Origin of the sequence: Nonomuraea sp. C10 (assembly GCF_008017515.1) — a bacterium.
In the GTDB taxonomy this organism is placed as follows: Bacteria; Actinomycetota; Actinomycetes; order Streptosporangiales; family Streptosporangiaceae; genus Nonomuraea; species Nonomuraea ferruginea.
In genome coordinates this window covers 2,158,108-2,175,064 of sequence record NZ_VPFF01000003.1, presented here as the reverse complement: position 1 = coordinate 2,175,064, position 16,957 = coordinate 2,158,108, and the positions used below count along the sequence as shown (strand labels likewise).

Below are 16,957 nucleotides of genomic sequence, written 5' to 3'. Positions count from 1 at the left end.
GTGGCACGGACAACCGTGCCACCTCCGCGAATGGTCTGCGGTGCTACCCCAGGAAAGGACGGATCGCGTCCATGGCTCGCTGGGTGACCTCCTCGACCGGGCCCGTGGCGTCCACGCCGACCAGGATGCCTTCGTCGGCGTAGAAGTTGATCAGCGGAGCGGTCTGCTCCTGATAGACCTCCAGGCGGTGCCTGACGGTCTCCTCTTTGTCGTCATCACGCTGGAACAGCGTGCCACCGCAGGCATCGCACAAGTCGTCCTGCTTGTCGTCGAACTCCACATGCCAGATGCGCCCGCACTGGCTGCACGTGCGCCGGCCCGCCAGCCGCCTGACCACCTCGTCGTCGTCGACCACGAGCTCCAGCACCAGGTCGAGACCCTGGCCCCAGTCGGCGAGCATCTTCTTGAGAATCTCGGCCTGGGGCACGTTGCGCGGAAAGCCGTCGAGCAGGAACCCGTCCTGCGCGTCGTCCTCCGAGAGGCGGTCACGGACCATGGCGATGGTGACCTCGTCGGGCACCAGGTCGCCACGATCCATGTAGGTTTTGGCGAGTTTGCCGAGCTCCGTGCCCCCGGAGACGTTGGCACGGAAGATGTCACCTGTCGAAATCTTCGGGATGGACAGGTTAGATGCGATGAACTGGGCCTGAGTCCCTTTACCCGCTCCAGGGGGCCCGACTAGAACGAGACGCACTACCGCAGGAAGCCTTCGTAATTACGCTGCTGCAGCTGGCTCTCGATTTGCTTGACCGTGTCCAGACCGACACCAACCATGATCAGAATGGTCGCACCTCCGAACGGGAAGTTCTGGCTCGCTCCGGACACCGCGAGCGCGAAAATCGGGATCATGGAGATCAGACCCAGATAGAGCGCACCGGGGGTGGTCAGACGGTTGAGCACGAAGTTGAGGTACTCGGCCGTAGGCCTCCCCGGACGGATGCCCGGAATGAACCCACCGTACTTCTTCATGTTGTCGGCCACTTCAGTGGGGTTGAAGGTGATGGACACGTAGAAGTAGGTGAAGAACACGATCAGGAGGAAGAACGTCACCATGTAGATCGGCGTGTCGCCGGTGGCGAGGTTCTGCGAGATCCACTGCACGACCGTGTTGGGCTCCTCCGCGTTCGCGAACAGCGAGACGACCAGCTGCGGCAGGTAGAGCAGCGAGGACGCGAAGATGAGCGGGATGATGCCGGCCTGGTTGACCTTCAGCGGGATGTAGGTGGACGTCCCGCCGTACATGCGGCGCCCGACCATCCGCTTGGCGTACTGCACCGGGATGCGGCGCTGCGCCTGCTCGACGAAGACGACCGCGGCGACGATGAACACACCGATCACGAGCACGGCCGCGAAGGTGAACTTGTTCGCCTGGAAGATGTTGGCCATCTCCGACGGGAAGATGGCGACGACCGAGGCGAAGATCAGCACGGACATGCCGTTGCCGACACCGCGGTCGGTGATGAGCTCGCCCAGCCACATGATCACAGACGTGCCGGCGGTCATGATGAGGACCATGGTCACGATCTGGAAGACGTTGTCGGGGTTGATGAGCACGTTCGACTGGCAGTTCGGGAACAGCTGACCGGAGCGGGCCAGGGCGATGAAGGCGGTCGACTGCAGGACACCGAGACCGACGGTCAGGTAACGGGTGTACTGAGTGATCTTCGTCTGGCCTGACTGGCCCTCCTTCTTCAGCGCTTCCAGTCGTGGGATCACGACCACCAGCAGCTGCAGGATGATGCTCGCGGTGATGTACGGCATGATGCCGAGAGCGAACACCGAAAGTTTCAGAAGGGCGCCGCCGCTGAACAGCTGCACCATTCCGTAGATGTTTCCGTTGGCGCCTTCACGGGCCTGGTCGAAGCAGGCCGCCAGATTCTGAACGTGAACGCCCGGAGTCGGAAGAACCGAGCCGAGACGGAACAGCGCGATGATGCCCAGGGTGAAGAGCAACTTCTTGCGCAGGTCCGGCGTCCGGAACGCCCGGGTAAACGCGGTCAGCACGGTCCCTCCTGCGCGCCTATAAGGCGATGTGAGTATGCGATGGAGCGGGGGTCTGCCATCTGAGTCTCAGGTCAATCGAGCAGGACAGAATCCTGCCGTCTCGCGAACTCTAACGCACTACGGGCGTGGGGGCCCATTGTCAGAGCCCCCACGCCTCGTAATTGCTCTTACAGCTCGGTCACGGAGCCACCGGCAGCGGCGATCTTCTCCTTCGCGGTGTTCGAGAAGGCATGCGCCTGCACGTTCACCGCGACCGAGATCTCCCCGGTGCCCAGCACCTTGACCGGCTGGTTCTTGCGGACAGCGCCCTTGGCCACCAGCGCCTCGACGGTGACGTCGCCACCCTCGGGGAACAGCTCACCGAGCTTGTCCAGGTTGACGACCTGGTAGGTCGTCTTGAACAGGGCGTTGGAGAAGCCCTTGAGCTTCGGCAGACGCCTCTGCAGCGGCACCTGACCACCCTCGAAACCGAGGGGGACGGTCGTGCGGGCGCGACTGCCCTTGGTGCCGCGACCGGCGGTCTTGCCCTTCGACGCCTCGCCGCGGCCCTTGCGGGTCTTCGGCTTGTTGGCACCAGGAGCAGGACGCAGGTCGTGAATCTTGAGCGGAGCCTTGTCAGTCATGACTAGTCGACCTCTTCCACCTCGACGAGGTGCGTCACCACGGAGACCATGCCGCGAATCTCGGGCCTGTCCTCCTTGACGACGACGTCGCCGATCCGCTTCAGGCCAAGCGAACGCAGCGAGTCACGCTGGTTCTGCTTGCCACCGATCTTCGAGCGAACCTGAGTGATCTTCAGGCGTGCCACGACTAGCTCACCGCCTTCGCTGCCGCGGCCTCGGCGATACCCTCGCGCTGGGCCTTGAGCATGCGAGCCGGAGCCACGTCCTCGATCGGCAGGCCACGACGGGCGGCGATCTCCTCGGGCCGGGAAAGGCCCTTCAGAGCCGCCACGGTGGCGTGCACGATGTTGATCGGGTTGTCGGAGCCGAGCGACTTCGACAGCACGTCGTGGATGCCGGCGCACTCCAGGACCGCGCGCACCGGGCCACCGGCGATGACGCCGGTACCGGCGGACGCCGGCCGCAGGAAGACGACACCGGCCGCCTCCTCGCCCTGCACCGTGTGCGGGATCGTGCCCTGGATCCGAGGCACCTTGAAGAAGTGCTTCTTCGCCTCTTCGACGCCCTTGGCGATGGCGGCCGGGACTTCCTTGGCCTTGCCATAGCCGACGCCGACCATGCCGTTGCCGTCGCCGACGACGACGAGGGCGGTGAAGCTGAAGCGACGACCACCCTTCACGACCTTGGCCACTCGGTTGATCTTCACTACGCGCTCGATGTACGAGACGCCCTTGTCGGCGGCGCCGCCGCGGCGGTCGTCACGACGGTCCCGCCGCTCGCCACCGGTGCCGCCACCGCGACGCGGAGCTGCAGCCATCAGTGGTTCCTCTTCTCAGTTGCCATCAGAACTCGAGCCCGCCTTCGCGAGCGCTGTCCGCCAGAGCCGCGATGCGGCCGGCGTAGCGGTTGCCACCGCGGTCGAACACGACAGCGGTGATCCCGGCTTCCTTGGCCCGCTGAGCGAGGAGCTCGCCGACCTTCTTCGCCTTCTCGGTCTTGTCCGCCTCCAGCGCACGCAGCGAGGGGTCCATGGTGGACGCGCTCACCAGCGTGTGGCCGACGGTGTCGTCCACGATCTGGACGAACATGTGGCGGGTCGAGCGGTTGACGACCAGGCGCGGACGCTGGGTCGTACCGACGACCTGCTTGCGGACGCGGCGGTGACGGCGGGCCCGCGAGACGGTGCGGGCAGCCGTGTGCTTGCCGAACGCAGTCTTCGGAGCCATGCCTACTTACCAGCCTTTCCGACCTTGCGGCGGATCTGTTCGCCCTGGTAGCGCACGCCCTTGCCCTTGTACGGGTCGGGCTTGCGCAGCTTGCGGATGTTGGCGGCGACCTCGCCGACCTTCTGCTTGTCGATGCCGTCCACGTGGAACAGGGTCGGCTTCTCGACGCGGAAGGTGACGCCCTGGGGGGCGTCCACGATGACCGGGTGGCTGAAGCCCAGCGAGAACTCCAGCTGCGTCGGGCCCTTGGCCTGGACGCGGTAACCGACGCCGACGATCTCCAGGGACTTGGAGTAGCCCTGCGTGACGCCCTGCACCATGTTGGCGATCAGCGTCCGCGACAGCCCGTGCAGTGCGCGGACCTTGTTCTCGTCGTTGGGACGGGAGACCTGGATGGCGCCGTCGTCGTCGCGGCCCACCTTGATGGGCTCCGCGACCGTGTGAGTGAGCGTGCCCTTCGGGCCCTTGACCTGGACATCCTGGCCGTCGATCGTGATGTCTACGCCACTGGGCACAGGGATGGGCAGCCGTCCGATACGTGACATGCTGTGTTCCTCCCCTCTACCAGACGTAGGCGAGGACTTCCCCGCCCACACCACGCTTGCCGGCCTGCTTGTCGGTCATGAGACCGTGGGACGTCGAGATGATCGCGACGCCCAGTCCGCCCAGGACTCGAGGCAGGTTGTCCTTCTTCGCATAGACCCGCAGGCCAGGCTTGGAAACCCGGCGCAGGCCCGCCAGCGAACGCTCACGGCTCGGCCCGAACTTGAGCTCCACCACGAGGTTCTTGCCGACCTTGGCGTCTTCGACGCTCCAGGCCTGGATGTAGCCCTCCTGCTGGAGGATCTCGGCGATGTGCGCCTTGATCTTCGAGTACGGCATCGACACGCTGTCGTGGTAAGCCGAGTTCGCATTACGCAGACGTGTGAGCATGTCTGCGATCGGGTCGGTCATCGTCATGGCCAGTGGCCTTCCTCGCCGCGGTTTCCAGTCGGCCGAGTGTCAGTGGAGTGCACTGCTCTGCCGGTGGACCTTCGGCGTGGTCATGGGAACTCTCGGCGAGAGCTCCCGATTTTGATGTTTACAGATATGTGCGGCGGGCGGTCGCCCGAAGGGGGCGACTCACGCGCCGCCCCCCAAGGGTAACTACCAGCTGGACTTGGTGATGCCAGGCAGCTCGCCCCGGTGGGCCATCTCACGGAAGCACACGCGGCACAGGCCGAACTTCCGGTAGACGGCGCGCGGACGCCCGCAGCGCGAGCAGCGGGTGTAGGCGCGCACCTGGAACTTCGGCTTGCGCCCTGCCTTGGCGATCAGCGACTTCTTCGCCATCTGGATCAGGCCTCCTTGAAGGGGAAGCCGAGAAGCTTGAGCAGCGCCCGGCCCTGGTCGTCGTTCTTCGCGGTGGTCACGACCGTGATGTCCATGCCCCTGGGCCGGTCGACCTTGTCCTGGTCGACCTCGTGGAACATGACCTGCTCGGTCAGGCCGAACGTGTAGTTGCCGTTGCCGTCGAACTGCTTCGGCGACAGGCCGCGGAAGTCCCTGATGCGCGGCAGCGCCAGCGACAGCAGCCGGTCGAGGAACTCCCACATGCGGTCACCGCGGAGAGTGACGTGCGCGCCGATCGGCATGCCCTCGCGCAGCTTGAACTGGGCGATGGACTTGCGGGCCCGGACGACGGCCGGCTTCTGGCCGGTGATCACGGTCAGGTCGCGGACGGCGCCCTCGATCAGCTTCGAGTCGCGGGCCGCCTCGCCGACACCCATGTTGACCTTGATCTTCACCAGGCCGGGGATCTGCATGACGTTCTCGATGCCGAACTCCTCGCGAAGCTTGGCCGCGATCTCCTCGCGGTACTTCGTCTTGAGGCGCGGCGTCGGGCGCTCGGTCTCGGTGGTCGTAGCAGTCATCAGCTGTCCTCACCCGTCTCGTCGGCCTGCTCGGCCTTCTTGTCGGCGGGCTTGTCCTTCGGGCTGTCGTCCTTGAGCTTCTTCACGTTGCTCACGTGGATGGGAGCCTCCATGGTCTGCACGCCGCCAGACTTGGCGCCACGCGGACCCTGGTTGGTCTCCTTGGTGTGCTTCTTGATCATGTTGACGCCCTCGACCACCACGCGGTCCTCGCGCGGGAGCGTGGCGATGATCCGGCCCTTGGCGCCCTTGTCCTTGCCGGCGATGACGGCGACGAGGTCACCCTTCTTCACATGCAGCTTCGGCATTACAGCACCTCCGGAGCGAGCGAGATGATGCGCATGAACTTCTTGTCGCGCAGCTCACGGCCGACCGGGCCGAAGATACGGGTGCCACGAGGGTCGCCGCTGTCCTTGATGATGACGGCGGCGTTCTCGTCGAAGCGGATGTAGGAGCCGTCGGGCCGGCGGCGCTCCTTGGCGGTGCGGACGATGACGGCCCTGACGACATCGCCCTTCTTGACGCCCGTGCTGCCCGGGAGGGCGTCCTTGACAGTGGCGACGATGACGTCGCCGATACCGGCGTAGCGTCGGCCCGAGCCGCCGAGCACACGGATGCAGAGAATCTCCTTGGCACCCGTGTTGTCGGCGACCTTGAGCCGCGACTCCTGCTGGATCACGTTGACTCCTGTTAGTCGCGCCGGTTCTCGGACGGAGGCAAGCCCCCGCCCGAGCCTGGCGGAACCCGATATGGTCTTGGTCCCCCGGCCACGAACCCGCAGGGGCCGCGCCCCGGGCCCCCTGAACCCTCAGGTTCAGAAGCCCGGAGCAGCCGCTCCTGGGGCCGCACCGCAGGCGACGCGAGGCCTGACGGCCTCGCGTCCTTGGACGCCGTCATGGGGAGTGACCCCCACGAGGCGCGGTATATCCGAGAAAACCTACTTGGCCTTCTCGAGGATCTCCACGACCCTCCACCGCTTGGTGGCGGAGAGGGGGCGGGTCTCCATCAGAAGCACACGGTCGCCCACGCCGCAGGCGTTGGACTCGTCGTGCGCCTTGTACTTGGTCGTACGGCGGATGACCTTGCCGTACAGGCGGTGCTTGACCCGGTCCTCGACGGCGACGACGACGGTCTTGTCCATCTTGTCGCTGACGACCAGGCCCTCACGGACCTTACGGAAGTTGCGGTCGCGCTCGGCGTCCGTCTCGGTGGTGCCGGTGGTCTCGGTCTCAGCCATCGCTCGTCTCCTTCTCGACCGTGACGATGCCCAGCTCGCGCTCGCGCATCACGGTGTAGATACGGGCGATCTCGCGGCGGACGGCACGCAGCCGCCCGTGGCTCTCCAACTGACCGGTCGCCGCCTGGAAGCGGAGGTTGAACAGTTCCTCCTTCGCCTCCTTCAGCTTCTGGACCAGGGTGTCCTGGTCCTCCACACGCAGCTCTCCGGCGGTCAGGCCCTTAGCCATCACGCCTCACCCACTTCACGCTTATCGATCTTGCAGCTTGATTCAGCGCAGCATCGGCAGCTTGTGGTTCGCGAAGCGAACATCATGCCTCACCGACTTCACGCTTAACGATCTTGCACTTCATCGGCAGCTTGTGGATCGCGCGCTGAAGCGCCTCACGCGCGACCGTCTCGCCCACGCCGGACAGCTCGAACATCACGCGTCCGGGCTTGACGTTGGCGATCCACCACTCCGGCGAACCCTTACCGGAACCCATGCGGGTCTCGGCAGGCTTCTTGGTGAGGGGACGGTCGGGGTAGATGTTGATCCACACCTTCCCACCACGGCGGATGTGACGGGTCATGGCGATACGAGCGGACTCGATCTGGCGGTTGGTCACGTAAGAGTGCTCAATCGCCTGAATGCCGTACTCGCCGAACACGACCCTGGTGCCGCCCTTGGCGGCTCCGCTGCGGTCAGGCCGGTGCTGCTTGCGGTGCTTGACCCTGCGCGGGATCAGCATGGTCAGCTCCCTTCAGCACCCGGCTGCGCGGCCGGGCCGGTCTCGGGGGCAGCCTGCGCGGCCGCCTCAGTCCTGGGGGCGCGGTCGCCACGGCCACCGCGACGGGCACCACCGGAACGACGCGGACGGTCGCCGCCGCCCCTGCGGTCGTCCCGCTCGCGGCGCTGACCGGCGCGGGCGCCGGCAGCGGCGGCCTCACGCTCGGCGCGACTGGTCGCCGCCTCGCCCTTGTAGATCCACACCTTCACGCCGATCCGGCCGAAGGTGGTACGGGCCTCGTAGAAGCCGTAGTCGATGTCCGCGCGGAGCGTGTGCAGCGGCACCCGGCCCTCGCGGTAGAACTCCGACCTCGACATCTCAGCACCGCCGAGACGGCCCGAGCACTGCACCCGGATGCCCTTGGCGCCGCTCTTCATCGCCGACTGCATGGCCTTGCGCATGGCACGACGGAACGAGACGCGGCTGGACAGCTGCTCGGCCACGCCCTGCGCGACGAGCTGGGCGTCGGTCTCGGGGTTCTTCACCTCGAGGATGTTGAGCTGGACCTGCTTCTTGGTCAGCTTCTCCAGGTCGCCGCGGATGCGGTCGGCCTCCGCGCCGCGGCGGCCGATGACGATGCCCGGACGCGCGGTGTGGATGTCGACCTGGACGCGGTCGGTCGTACGCTCGATCTCCACCTTGGAGATGCCGGCCCGCTCCATGCCCTTCTGCAGCATGCGACGGATCGCCACGTCCTCGGCCACGTACGACTTGTAAAGCTTGTCGGCGTACCACCGGCTCTTGAAGTCGGTCGTGATGCCGAGGCGGAACCCGTGCGGGTTAACCTTCTGGCCCACTATCGGGTCCTTCCCTTCGGCTCGCGGGACTCCACGATCACGGTGATGTGGCTCGTCCGCTTGTTGATCCGATAGGCACGACCCTGAGCACGCGGACGGAACCGCTTCAGCGTCGGGCCCTCGTCGACCCACGCGCGGCTGACGACCAGCGTCTGAGGGTCGAGATCGAAATTGTGCTCCGCGTTCGCCACCGCGCTCGAGAGCACCTTGTAGATCGGCTCGCTCGCCGACTGGGGAGCGAACTGCAGCACGGCCTGCGCCTCCGAAGCGGGCAGCCCGCGAATAAGGTCCACCACGCGGCGGGCCTTCTGGGGCGTGACGCGGACGAACCGCGCCTGAGCCCTGGCTTCCATCGCTTACTCCTCTGACTTCTGAAGGCTGTCTATCGCCGGCTGCGGCGGTCTTCCTTGACGTGGCTGCGGAAGGTCCGCGTCGGGGCGAACTCTCCGAGCTTGTGGCCGATCATCGACTCGGTGACGAACACCGGGACGTGCTTGCGGCCGTCGTGCACGGCGATCGTGTGCCCGAGCATGTCGGGAACGATCATGGAGCGCCGCGACCACGTCTTGATGACGTTCTTGGTGCCCTTCTCGTTCTGCGCGTCCACCTTCTTCTGAAGGTGATCGTCGACGAAAGGACCCTTCTTAAGGCTACGTGGCATTCTGGCTGCTCCTACCGCTTCTTCTTGCTACGCCGGCGAATGATCAGGCGGTCGCTGGCCTTGTTGGGCTGGCGGGTGCGGCCCTCGGGCTTGCCCTTGGGGTTCACCGGGTGGCGACCACCGGAGGTCTTGCCCTCACCACCACCGTGCGGGTGGTCGACGGGGTTCATGGCGACACCGCGGACGGTCGGGCGCTTGCCCTTCCACCGCATGCGGCCGGCCTTGCCCCAGTTGATGTTGGCCTGCTCGGCGTTGCCGACCTGACCCACCGTCGCGCGGCAGCGCACGTCGACCATGCGCATCTCGCCCGAGGGCATACGCAGCGTGGCGTACTGGCCCTCCTTGGCGAGCAGCTGGATCTGCGCGCCGGCGGAGCGGCCGAGCTTGGCGCCGCCGCCCGGACGGAGCTCCACCGCGTGGATGAAAGTACCTGTCGGGATGTTGCGCAGCGGCAGGCAGTTGCCCGGCTTGATGTCGGCCCCGGGGCCGTTCTCGATGCGGTCGCCCTGCTTGAGGCCGGTCGGCGCGATGATGTAGCGCTTCTCGCCGTCGGCGTAGTGCAGCAGCGCGATATTGGCGGTGCGGTTGGGGTCGTACTCGATGTGAGCGACCTTGGCCGGAATGCCGTCCTTGTCATGCCTGCGGAAGTCGATGATCCGGTAGGCGCGCTTGTGACCGCCGCCCTGGTGGCGAGCGGTGACCCGGCCGTGTACGTTACGGCCGCCCTTACCGTGAAGGGGTGCAAGCAGCGACTTCTCGGGCGTGCTGCGGGTGATCTCGGAAAAGTCCGAGACACTCGCCCCGCGGCGACCCGGAGTCGTCGGCTTGTACTTACGGATGCCCATCTTTTTCGTTCATCCTTCGTCGGAATCCAGCTCCAGAGAACTGGATCTCTTGTGTCACCGCCGGTTCCCGCCCGCGGCCCCTGACCTCGGAGCCGCGGGTCTCGAACCGGCGATACGTGCAGAGCACCCCACCCGCGTCGCCGACGGCGACCCCGGGGGGATCGCGGGGAGCAGCGCCCCCCGCGGGTCAGCCGATCTGACCGAAGATGTCGATCCGATCGCCCTCGGCCAAGCTCACGATCGCGCGCTTGGTGTCGGGACGCTTACCGAAACCGGTGCGGGTCCGCTTGCGCTTGCCCTGCCGGTTGATCGTGTTCACCCCGGTGACCTTGACCCCGAAGATCTTCTCCACCGCGATCTTGATCTGCGTCTTGTTCGCGGTGTTCCTCACCAGGAACGTGTACTTGTTGTTCTCGTCGATCAGGCCGTAGCTCTTCTCGGAGACCACCGGCTTGATGATGACGTCGCGCGGGTCGGAGACCCGCTCCATGGTCGTCTTACGGGCGACCGGCTGACCGGTGTTGTCCATCAGGCGTCTTCCTTCTCAGTGCGAGCGCCCTCCGACAGCCGGGCCACGACCTGGTCGTACGCCTCCTGCGTGAAGACCACGGCGTCGTTGCAGAGCACGTCGTAGGTGTTGAGCTGCCCGGAGTCCAGCAGGTGGACCTCCGGCGCGTTGCGCAGGCTCAGCCAGGTCATCTCGTCGTCCTCGTCGACCACGACGAGCACGGACCTGGCCTCGGTGATGGCGCGCAGCGCCTGCAGGGCCGCCTTGGTCTTCGGCGTCTCGCCGTCGACCAGGCTGCTCACCACGTGGACGCGGCCCGCGGCCGCCCTGTCGGACAGGGCGCCACGCAGCGCGGCGGCCTTCATCTTCTTGGGCGTCCGCTGCGAGTAGTCGCGCGGCACCGGACCGTGGACGACGCCACCGCCGGTGAACTGCGGCGCACGGGTCGAGCCCTGACGGGCGCGGCCGGTGCCCTTCTGCCGGTACGGCTTCTTGCCGCCACCGCGAACCTCGCCGCGGCTCTTGGCCTTGTGAGTGCCCTGCCGGCGCGCCGCCTGCTGGGCCACCACGACCTGGTGGATCAGCGGGATGTTGACCTTCGCGCCGAAGATCTCGTCAGGCAGCTCGACGGAGCCGGTCTTGGCGCCGCTCGCGTCGAGCACGTCGATGCTGGTCACTTCGCGGCCCCCTTCTTGGCAGCGGTGCGGACGAGGACCAGGCTGCCGTTGGCGCCCGGAATCGCACCCTTGATCAGGATGAGACCCTTCTCGGCGTCCACGGCGTGAACCTTGAGGCTCTGCACAGTCGTGCGGACGTTACCCATCCGCCCCGCCATGCGCAGGCCCTTGAATACACGGCCCGGGGTGGCGCAGCCACCGATGGAACCCGGCGACCGGTGCTTGCGCTGCGTACCGTGCGACGCGCCCAGACCACCGAAGCCGTGACGCTTCATCACACCGGCGAAGCCCTTGCCCTTGCTCTTGCCCGTCACGTCGACGAACTGGCCGGCTTCGAAGGTGTCGGCCAGCAGCTCCTGGCCGAGGGTGTAGTCGCTCGCGTCGTCGGTGCGGATCTCCGCGAAGTAACGGCGCGGGGTGATGTCGTGCTTACGCAGGTAGTCGCCGAGCGGCTTGTTGACCTTCCGCGGGTCGACCTGCCCGTAACCGAGCTGGATGGCGGAGTAGCCGTCCTTCTCGGCGCTGCGGACGCGGGTCACCACGCACGGACCGGCCTCGACCACGGTCACCGGAACCAGCCGGTTGTCCGTGTCGAAGACCTGGGTCATGCCGAGCTTCTTGCCCAGGACGCCCTTGATCGTCTTAGCCATGTCAGTGCGTTCCCTCAGAGCTTGATCGAAATGTCGACGCCCGCGGGGAGGTCGAGCCGCATGAGCGAGTCGACGGTCTTGGGCGTCGGGTCGATGATGTCAATCAACCGCTTGTGCGTACGCATCTCGAAGTGCTCGCGGCTGTCCTTGTACTTGTGCGGCGAGCGGATGACGCAGTACACGTTCTTCTCGGTCGGCAGCGGCACCGGGCCCGCGACCTTCGCGCCAGTCCGCGTCACCGTCTCGACGATCTTCTTGGCCGAAACGTCGATGACCTCGTGGTCATAGGCCTTAAGCCGGATGCGGATCTTCTGTCCCGCCATAGTGGCCTCGGTGTCCTTCGCTGTCGTCAGAAAAAGTATCGTGCGGCTTGTGCCGCTGTTCAGTGCGTGGCCCCACGAGCAGACGCGTGTGATCTGCCTTTTCTTCCGTGATCCGGCAGTTACTTCGGTCGTTGCCCCGAAGCCACTGCTGAATCACGGCTTTCCCGTGGTGCCCGGGCCGGGCCGCCTCGCGGCCGCCCGCCCCGTTCGTGGTGTGGCGGCCGGCCCCTCCAGGAGGCCGGCCGCCGCCCCGCGGTCGTGCTACTTGATGATCTTCACGACCCGGCCGGCGCCGACGGTGCGGCCACCCTCACGGATCGCGAACTTCAGGCCTTCCTCCATGGCGATGGGCTGGATCAGCTCAACGCGCATTTCGGTGTTGTCGCCCGGCATGACCATCTCGGTGCCCTCGGGGAGGTTCACCACGCCGGTCACGTCAGTCGTACGGAAGTAGAACTGCGGGCGGTAGTTGTTGAAGAACGGCGTGTGGCGGCCGCCCTCGTCCTTGGACAGGATGTAGACCTGGCCGGTGAACTCCGTGTGCGGGGTGGTCGTGCCCGGCTTGATGATGCACTGGCCGCGCTCGACGTCGTCGCGCTTGATGCCGCGGAGCAGCAGCGCGGCGTTGTCACCGGCGTGGCCCTCGTCGAGCATCTTGTTGAACATCTCGATGCTGGTGACGGTGGTGGTCGTCTTCTCCGGCTTGATGCCGATGATGTCGACCTGCTCGTTGACCTTGACGATGCCGCGCTCGATACGACCGGTGACGACGGTGCCGCGACCGGTGATCGAGAAGACGTCCTCGACCGGCATGAGGAACGGCTTCTCCGTCTCACGCGGGGGCTCGGGGACGTTCTCGTCGACGGCGTTCATCAGCTCGACGATGCTGTCGGCCCACTTCTCGTCGCCCTCAAGAGCCTTGAGCGCGGAGACGCGGACGACGGGCAGGTCGTCGCCGGGGAACTCCTGAGCGGACAGGAGCTCGCGCACCTCGAGCTCGACGAGCTCCAGGATCTCCTCGTCGTCCACCATGTCGGACTTGTTGAGGGCCACGACGATGTAGGGGACGCCGACCTGGCGGGCCAGGAGGACGTGCTCCTTCGTCTGCGGCATCGGGCCGTCGGTGGCGGCGACCACGAGGATGGCGCCGTCCATCTGAGCGGCACCGGTGATCATGTTCTTCACGTAGTCCGCGTGACCGGGGCAGTCGACGTGCGCGTAGTGGCGCTTCTCGGTCTGGTACTCGACGTGCGAGATCGAGATCGTGATGCCGCGGGCCTTCTCCTCCGGCGCCTTGTCGATCTTGTCGAACGGCGTCGCGGCGTTCAGCTCGGGGAAACGGTCGTGGAGCACCTTGGTGATCGCCGCGGTCAGTGTGGTCTTACCGTGGTCGATATGCCCAATGGTGCCGATGTTCATGTGCGGCTTTGTCCGCTCGAACTTGGCCTTGCCCACTGGTTCTCTCCTTGAGAATCTGACTGACTTTCGTCTGCACACTCGGGCCCGGGTGTTCCCGAACCCCTAGGCGGCGGGACGGCTCGCACCGTCCCGCCAGGGACCGGGAACTATTCGCCCCGGGCCTTCGCGACGATCTCCTTGGCGATGCCCGGGGGCACCTCCGAGTAGGAGTCGAACTGCATGCTGTAGCTCGCCCGCCCCTGCGTCTTGCTACGCAGGTCACCCACGTAGCCGAACATCTCAGACAGCGGCACGAGCGCCTTGACGACGCGGGCGCCGGCCCGCTCGTCCATCGCCTGGATCTGCCCCCGGCGACCGTTGAGGTCACCGATGACGTCACCCATGTAGTCCTCGGGCGTGGTGACCTCGACGGCCATCATCGGCTCGAGGAGCACGGCGTCAGCCTTGCGCGCGGCCTCCTTGAAGGCCATCGAGCCGGCGATCTTGAACGCCATCTCCGAGGAGTCGACGTCGTGCGCGGCACCGTCCTGGAGCGTCACCTTCACGCCCACCATCGGGTAGCCGGCCAGCACGCCGAACTCGGCGGCCTCCTGGGCGCCCGCGTCGACCGACGGGATGTACTCCCGCGGCACGCGACCACCCGTGACCTTGTTCTCGAACTCGTAACCGTCGTTGCCCTCGCCCAGCGGCTCCAGGTCGATGATGACCCGCGCGAACTGACCGGAACCACCGGTCTGCTTCTTGTGGGTGTAGTCGACCTTCTCCACCTTGCGGCGGATGGTCTCGCGGTAGGCGACCTGCGGACGGCCGACGTTCGCCTCGACCTTGAACTCGCGGCGCATCCGGTCGACCAGGATCTCGAGGTGGAGCTCGCCCATCCCCCAGATGACGGTCTGGCCGGTCTCCTCGTCACGGCGGACCTGGAAGGACGGGTCCTCCTCGGCCAGCCGCTGGATCGCGGTCGACAGCTTCTCCTGGTCACCCTTGGTCTTGGGCTCGATCGCGACGTTGATGACCGGAGCCGGGAACGTCATCGACTCGAGCACGACCTGCTTGACCGGGTCGGACAGGGTGTCGCCGGTGGTGGTGTCCTTCAGGCCCATCACCGCGACGATCTGACCGGCGATCGCCGACGAGCGCTCCTCGCGCTTGTTGGCGTGCATCTGGTAGATCTTGCCGATCCGCTCCTTCTTGCCCTTCACAGAGTTGACGACCTGTGAACCGGCCTCGAGCGTGCCCGAGTAGATGCGGATGTAGGTGATCTTGCCCAGGTGCGGGTCGCTGGCGATCTTGAACGCCAGAGCCGAGAACGGCTCCTTCGGGTCGGCGTGACGCTCGACCGCGGTGCTCTCGTCGCCGACCGCGTGGCCCTTGATGGCGGGGATGTCGGTCGGCGCCGGCAGGTAGGCGACGATCGCGTCGAGCAGGGGCTGCACGCCCTTGTTCTTGAACGCGGTGCCGCACAGCACCGGGTTGACGGCGCCCGACAGCGTGGCGCGGCGCAGGGCCGCCACCAGCTGCTCCTCGGTGGGCTCGGTGCCCTCGAGGTAGAGCTCCATCAGCTCGTCGTCGTTCTCCGCGACGGTCTCGACCAGCTTGTCGCGCCACTCACGAGCGGCCTCGGCGTGGTCGGCCGGGATGTCGACGGTGTCGTACATCTCGCCCTTGGCCGCCTCGGCGCTCCAGATGAGGCCCTTCATCCTGATGATGTCGATGACGCCCTTGAAGTCGGCCTCGACGCCCCACGGAAGCTGGACGACGGCCGGCGTCGCGGCCAGCCGGGTGATCATCATGTCGACGCAGCGGTGGAACTCCGCGCCGACGCGGTCCATCTTGTTCACGAAACAGATGCGGGGGACGTTGTAGCCGTCTGCCTGACGCCACACCGTCTCCGACTGGGGCTCGACACCCGCGACACCGTCGAAAACGGCCACGGCGCCGTCGAGGACACGCAGCGAACGCTCCACCTCGATGGTGAAGTCGACGTGGCCCGGGGTGTCGATGATGTTGATCGTGTGACCGTCCCAGCTACAGGTGGTCGCGGCGGACGTGATCGTGATGCCGCGCTCCTGCTCCTGCTCCATCCAGTCCATCGTCGCCGAGCCCTCGTGGGTCTCGCCGATCTTGTAGTTGATGCCGGTGTAGAACAGGATGCGCTCGGTCGTGGTGGTCTTGCCCGCGTCGATATGGGCCATGATCCCGATGTTGCGGACCTTGGCCAGGTCAAGTGCGGTCGTGGTGGCCACTTTCTTCGCGTCCTCGTCGTCTCGTCGAACCCGCCGGGGTTACCAGCGGTAGTGGGCGAAGGCCTTGTTGGACTCGGCCATCTTGTGGGTGTCCTCGCGCTTCTTCACGCTCGCCCCGAGACCGTTGCTGGCATCGAGGAGCTCGTTCATCAGGCGCTCGGTCATGGTCTTCTCGCGGCGGGCCCGGGAGTACTGCACCAGCCAGCGCAGCGCCAGGGTGGTGCTGCGCGCGGCGCGCACCTCGACCGGCACCTGGTAGGTCGCGCCACCGACGCGGCGGCTGCGAACCTCGAGGGTGGGCTTGACGTTGTCGAGCGCACGCTTGAGGGTGACGACCGGGTCGTTGCCCGTCTTGTCCCTGCAGCCCTCAAGGGCGCCGTAGACGATCGACTGCGCGATGGAGCGCTTGCCGTCAAGAAGCACCTTGTTGATCAGGGCGGTGACCAGCGGGGAGCTGTAAACCGGGTCAGCCATGAGCTGACGGCGGCCAGGAGAACCCTTGCGAGGCATAGTTAGCTCTTCTCCTTCTTCGCGCCGTAGCGGCTACGGGCCTGCTTGCGGTTGCGGACACCCTGGGTGTCGAGCGAACCACGGATGATCTTGTAGCGAACACCCGGCAGGTCCTTCACACGACCGCCACGCACGAGCACGATGGAGTGCTCCTGCAGGTTGTGGCCCACACCGGGGATGTAGGCCGTGACCTCGATGCCGTTGGTGAGCCGCACACGGGCCACCTTGCGCAGGGCCGAGTTGGGCTTCTTCGGGGTCGTGGTGTAAACGCGCTGGCACACACCGCGCCGCTGCGGACTCCCCTTGAGGGCAGGAGTCTTGGTCTTGGAGACCTTGTCCTGCCGGCCCTTGCGGACCAACTGCTGAATAGTGGGCACTGCCACTCCGTTTCGTGCCTGGCCGGTGTTACGTCAGTTGTGCAATTCGCAGGTGCTGCCGGTGTCATGACCTGCGAATTGTCCTTGCCTCCACGCCCCCGCGCTCGGGCGTGTCGCGCTGTTCGCACTGACACATCCACGAGGACTACGAGCTAGGAAGCCGACCTGCGC

The 16,957-nt window shown here is 66.2% G+C and carries 27 protein-coding genes; all 27 read right to left on the bottom strand.

What is annotated here, in order from left to right:
- Positions 1–43: 43 nt before the first annotated feature.
- Entirely contained in the window at positions 44–694 is a 651-nt protein-coding gene (locus FR742_RS42365) for an adenylate kinase (RefSeq protein ID WP_148036793.1), read from the bottom strand.
- Complete coding sequence (gene secY / locus FR742_RS42360) at positions 694–2,004, bottom strand: preprotein translocase subunit SecY (protein ID WP_148036792.1); 1,311 nt, start codon at positions 2,002–2,004, stop codon at positions 694–696. Before secY ends, FR742_RS42365 begins: the two co-directional genes overlap by 1 nt.
- Before the next feature lie 167 nt (positions 2,005–2,171).
- Positions 2,172–2,627 carry a 50S ribosomal protein L15 gene (gene rplO / locus FR742_RS42355; protein ID WP_148036791.1) on the bottom strand — a complete coding sequence of 152 codons (456 nt, stop codon included), beginning with the start codon at positions 2,625–2,627 and terminating at the stop codon, positions 2,172–2,174.
- 2 nt (positions 2,628–2,629) lie between these two features.
- Entirely contained in the window at positions 2,630–2,812 is a 183-nt protein-coding gene (gene rpmD / locus FR742_RS42350) for a 50S ribosomal protein L30 (protein ID WP_080043226.1), read from the bottom strand.
- A gap of 2 nt (positions 2,813–2,814) precedes the next feature.
- Positions 2,815–3,444, bottom strand: a complete 630-nt coding sequence (rpsE, locus tag FR742_RS42345) for a 30S ribosomal protein S5 (RefSeq protein WP_132509678.1) — start codon at positions 3,442–3,444, stop codon at positions 2,815–2,817.
- Between the two features lie 25 nt (positions 3,445–3,469).
- Positions 3,470–3,853 (bottom strand): 50S ribosomal protein L18, encoded by a 384-nt coding sequence (rplR, locus tag FR742_RS42340; protein ID WP_148036790.1) that lies wholly within the window; start codon positions 3,851–3,853, stop codon positions 3,470–3,472.
- A gap of 2 nt (positions 3,854–3,855) precedes the next feature.
- Positions 3,856–4,398 (bottom strand): 50S ribosomal protein L6, encoded by a 543-nt coding sequence (gene rplF, locus FR742_RS42335; protein WP_148036789.1) that lies wholly within the window; start codon positions 4,396–4,398, stop codon positions 3,856–3,858.
- Between the two features lie 16 nt (positions 4,399–4,414).
- Positions 4,415–4,813: a 30S ribosomal protein S8 gene (gene rpsH, locus FR742_RS42330; protein ID WP_148036788.1), complete on the bottom strand. Its 399-nt coding sequence runs from the start codon at positions 4,811–4,813 to the stop codon at positions 4,415–4,417.
- Positions 4,814–4,999: 186 nt separating this feature from the next.
- Entirely contained in the window at positions 5,000–5,185 is a 186-nt protein-coding gene (locus FR742_RS42325; protein WP_132337023.1) for a type Z 30S ribosomal protein S14, read from the bottom strand.
- Between the two features lie 5 nt (positions 5,186–5,190).
- The gene (gene rplE / locus FR742_RS42320; RefSeq protein ID WP_148036787.1) at positions 5,191–5,766 is read right to left on the bottom strand and encodes a 50S ribosomal protein L5; all 576 of its coding nucleotides are present in this window, start codon (positions 5,764–5,766) and stop codon (positions 5,191–5,193) included.
- Positions 5,766–6,065 (bottom strand): 50S ribosomal protein L24, encoded by a 300-nt coding sequence (rplX, locus tag FR742_RS42315; protein ID WP_219545196.1) that lies wholly within the window; start codon positions 6,063–6,065, stop codon positions 5,766–5,768. The genes rplE and rplX overlap by 1 nt, the downstream gene beginning before the upstream one ends.
- 8 nt (positions 6,066–6,073) lie before the next feature.
- Positions 6,074–6,445, bottom strand: a complete 372-nt coding sequence (rplN, locus tag FR742_RS42310) for a 50S ribosomal protein L14 (RefSeq protein WP_148036785.1) — start codon at positions 6,443–6,445, stop codon at positions 6,074–6,076.
- A gap of 258 nt (positions 6,446–6,703) precedes the next feature.
- The gene (gene rpsQ, locus FR742_RS42305; RefSeq protein ID WP_148036784.1) at positions 6,704–7,003 is read right to left on the bottom strand and encodes a 30S ribosomal protein S17; all 300 of its coding nucleotides are present in this window, start codon (positions 7,001–7,003) and stop codon (positions 6,704–6,706) included.
- Complete coding sequence (gene rpmC, locus FR742_RS42300; RefSeq protein ID WP_080047279.1) at positions 6,996–7,232, bottom strand: 50S ribosomal protein L29; 237 nt, start codon at positions 7,230–7,232, stop codon at positions 6,996–6,998. Before rpmC ends, rpsQ begins: the two co-directional genes overlap by 8 nt.
- A gap of 82 nt (positions 7,233–7,314) precedes the next feature.
- Positions 7,315–7,734, bottom strand: a complete 420-nt coding sequence (gene rplP / locus FR742_RS42295) for a 50S ribosomal protein L16 (protein ID WP_148036783.1) — start codon at positions 7,732–7,734, stop codon at positions 7,315–7,317.
- Positions 7,735–7,736: 2 nt separating this feature from the next.
- A complete protein-coding gene (rpsC, locus tag FR742_RS42290) occupies positions 7,737–8,570 on the bottom strand; it encodes a 30S ribosomal protein S3 (protein WP_148036782.1) in 834 nt (277 codons plus the stop codon).
- Positions 8,570–8,923, bottom strand: coding sequence for a 50S ribosomal protein L22 (rplV, locus tag FR742_RS42285; RefSeq protein ID WP_148036781.1), 354 nt, complete (start codon positions 8,921–8,923; stop codon positions 8,570–8,572). The genes rpsC and rplV overlap by 1 nt, the downstream gene beginning before the upstream one ends.
- Positions 8,924–8,952: 29 nt before the next feature.
- Positions 8,953–9,231, bottom strand: coding sequence for a 30S ribosomal protein S19 (gene rpsS, locus FR742_RS42280; RefSeq protein WP_030451498.1), 279 nt, complete (start codon positions 9,229–9,231; stop codon positions 8,953–8,955).
- An 11-nt stretch (positions 9,232–9,242) separates the two neighbouring features.
- Positions 9,243–10,076: a 50S ribosomal protein L2 gene (gene rplB / locus FR742_RS42275; RefSeq protein WP_148036780.1), complete on the bottom strand. Its 834-nt coding sequence runs from the start codon at positions 10,074–10,076 to the stop codon at positions 9,243–9,245.
- 187 nt (positions 10,077–10,263) lie between these two features.
- Positions 10,264–10,566 carry a 50S ribosomal protein L23 gene (rplW, locus tag FR742_RS42270; RefSeq protein WP_148037290.1) on the bottom strand — a complete coding sequence of 101 codons (303 nt, stop codon included), beginning with the start codon at positions 10,564–10,566 and terminating at the stop codon, positions 10,264–10,266.
- 38 nt (positions 10,567–10,604) lie between these two features.
- Complete coding sequence (gene rplD / locus FR742_RS42265) at positions 10,605–11,261, bottom strand: 50S ribosomal protein L4 (protein WP_148036779.1); 657 nt, start codon at positions 11,259–11,261, stop codon at positions 10,605–10,607.
- Positions 11,258–11,911 carry a 50S ribosomal protein L3 gene (gene rplC, locus FR742_RS42260; RefSeq protein ID WP_148036778.1) on the bottom strand — a complete coding sequence of 218 codons (654 nt, stop codon included), beginning with the start codon at positions 11,909–11,911 and terminating at the stop codon, positions 11,258–11,260. Before rplC ends, rplD begins: the two co-directional genes overlap by 4 nt.
- Before the next feature lie 14 nt (positions 11,912–11,925).
- Positions 11,926–12,234, bottom strand: coding sequence for a 30S ribosomal protein S10 (rpsJ, locus tag FR742_RS42255; protein WP_030912931.1), 309 nt, complete (start codon positions 12,232–12,234; stop codon positions 11,926–11,928).
- Between the two features lie 261 nt (positions 12,235–12,495).
- Positions 12,496–13,689: an elongation factor Tu gene (tuf, locus tag FR742_RS42250; protein ID WP_148036777.1), complete on the bottom strand. Its 1,194-nt coding sequence runs from the start codon at positions 13,687–13,689 to the stop codon at positions 12,496–12,498.
- A 110-nt stretch (positions 13,690–13,799) separates the two neighbouring features.
- On the bottom strand, positions 13,800–15,848 hold the full coding sequence (gene fusA, locus FR742_RS42245) for an elongation factor G (RefSeq protein ID WP_378525323.1): 2,049 nt from the start codon (positions 15,846–15,848) through the stop codon (positions 13,800–13,802).
- Between the two features lie 90 nt (positions 15,849–15,938).
- Entirely contained in the window at positions 15,939–16,409 is a 471-nt protein-coding gene (gene rpsG, locus FR742_RS42240) for a 30S ribosomal protein S7 (protein ID WP_055505082.1), read from the bottom strand.
- A 2-nt stretch (positions 16,410–16,411) separates the two neighbouring features.
- Positions 16,412–16,786 carry a 30S ribosomal protein S12 gene (rpsL, locus tag FR742_RS42235; protein WP_020542315.1) on the bottom strand — a complete coding sequence of 125 codons (375 nt, stop codon included), beginning with the start codon at positions 16,784–16,786 and terminating at the stop codon, positions 16,412–16,414.
- Between the last annotated feature and the right edge of the window lie 171 nt (positions 16,787–16,957).

Excerpts from the sequence above, each read along its gene's own strand:
- rplO (WP_148036791.1), bottom strand. The coding sequence starts at position 2,627 with ATGACTGACAAGGCTCCGCTCAAGATTCACGACCTGCGTCCTGCTCCT.
- rpsE (WP_132509678.1), bottom strand. The coding sequence starts at position 3,444 with ATGGCTGCAGCTCCGCGTCGCGGTGGCGGCACCGGTGGCGAGCGGCGG.
- rplR (WP_148036790.1), bottom strand. The coding sequence starts at position 3,853 with ATGGCTCCGAAGACTGCGTTCGGCAAGCACACGGCTGCCCGCACCGTC.
- rplF (WP_148036789.1), bottom strand. The coding sequence starts at position 4,398 with ATGTCACGTATCGGACGGCTGCCCATCCCTGTGCCCAGTGGCGTAGAC.
- rpsH (WP_148036788.1), bottom strand. The coding sequence starts at position 4,813 with ATGACGATGACCGACCCGATCGCAGACATGCTCACACGTCTGCGTAAT.
- FR742_RS42325 (WP_132337023.1), bottom strand. The coding sequence starts at position 5,185 with ATGGCGAAGAAGTCGCTGATCGCCAAGGCAGGGCGCAAGCCGAAGTTC.
- rplE (WP_148036787.1), bottom strand. The coding sequence starts at position 5,766 with ATGACTGCTACGACCACCGAGACCGAGCGCCCGACGCCGCGCCTCAAG.
- rpsQ (WP_148036784.1), bottom strand. The coding sequence starts at position 7,003 with ATGGCTGAGACCGAGACCACCGGCACCACCGAGACGGACGCCGAGCGC.
- rpmC (WP_080047279.1), bottom strand. The coding sequence starts at position 7,232 with ATGGCTAAGGGCCTGACCGCCGGAGAGCTGCGTGTGGAGGACCAGGAC.
- rplP (WP_148036783.1), bottom strand. The coding sequence starts at position 7,734 with ATGCTGATCCCGCGCAGGGTCAAGCACCGCAAGCAGCACCGGCCTGAC.
- rplV (WP_148036781.1), bottom strand. The coding sequence starts at position 8,923 with ATGGAAGCCAGGGCTCAGGCGCGGTTCGTCCGCGTCACGCCCCAGAAG.
- rpsS (WP_030451498.1), bottom strand. The coding sequence starts at position 9,231 with ATGCCACGTAGCCTTAAGAAGGGTCCTTTCGTCGACGATCACCTTCAG.
- rplB (WP_148036780.1), bottom strand. The coding sequence starts at position 10,076 with ATGGGCATCCGTAAGTACAAGCCGACGACTCCGGGTCGCCGCGGGGCG.
- rplW (WP_148037290.1), bottom strand. The coding sequence starts at position 10,566 with ATGGAGCGGGTCTCCGACCCGCGCGACGTCATCATCAAGCCGGTGGTC.
- rplC (WP_148036778.1), bottom strand. The coding sequence starts at position 11,911 with ATGGCTAAGACGATCAAGGGCGTCCTGGGCAAGAAGCTCGGCATGACC.
- rpsJ (WP_030912931.1), bottom strand. The coding sequence starts at position 12,234 with ATGGCGGGACAGAAGATCCGCATCCGGCTTAAGGCCTATGACCACGAG.
- fusA (WP_378525323.1), bottom strand. The coding sequence starts at position 15,848 with ATGGCCCATATCGACGCGGGCAAGACCACCACGACCGAGCGCATCCTG.
- rpsG (WP_055505082.1), bottom strand. The coding sequence starts at position 16,409 with ATGCCTCGCAAGGGTTCTCCTGGCCGCCGTCAGCTCATGGCTGACCCG.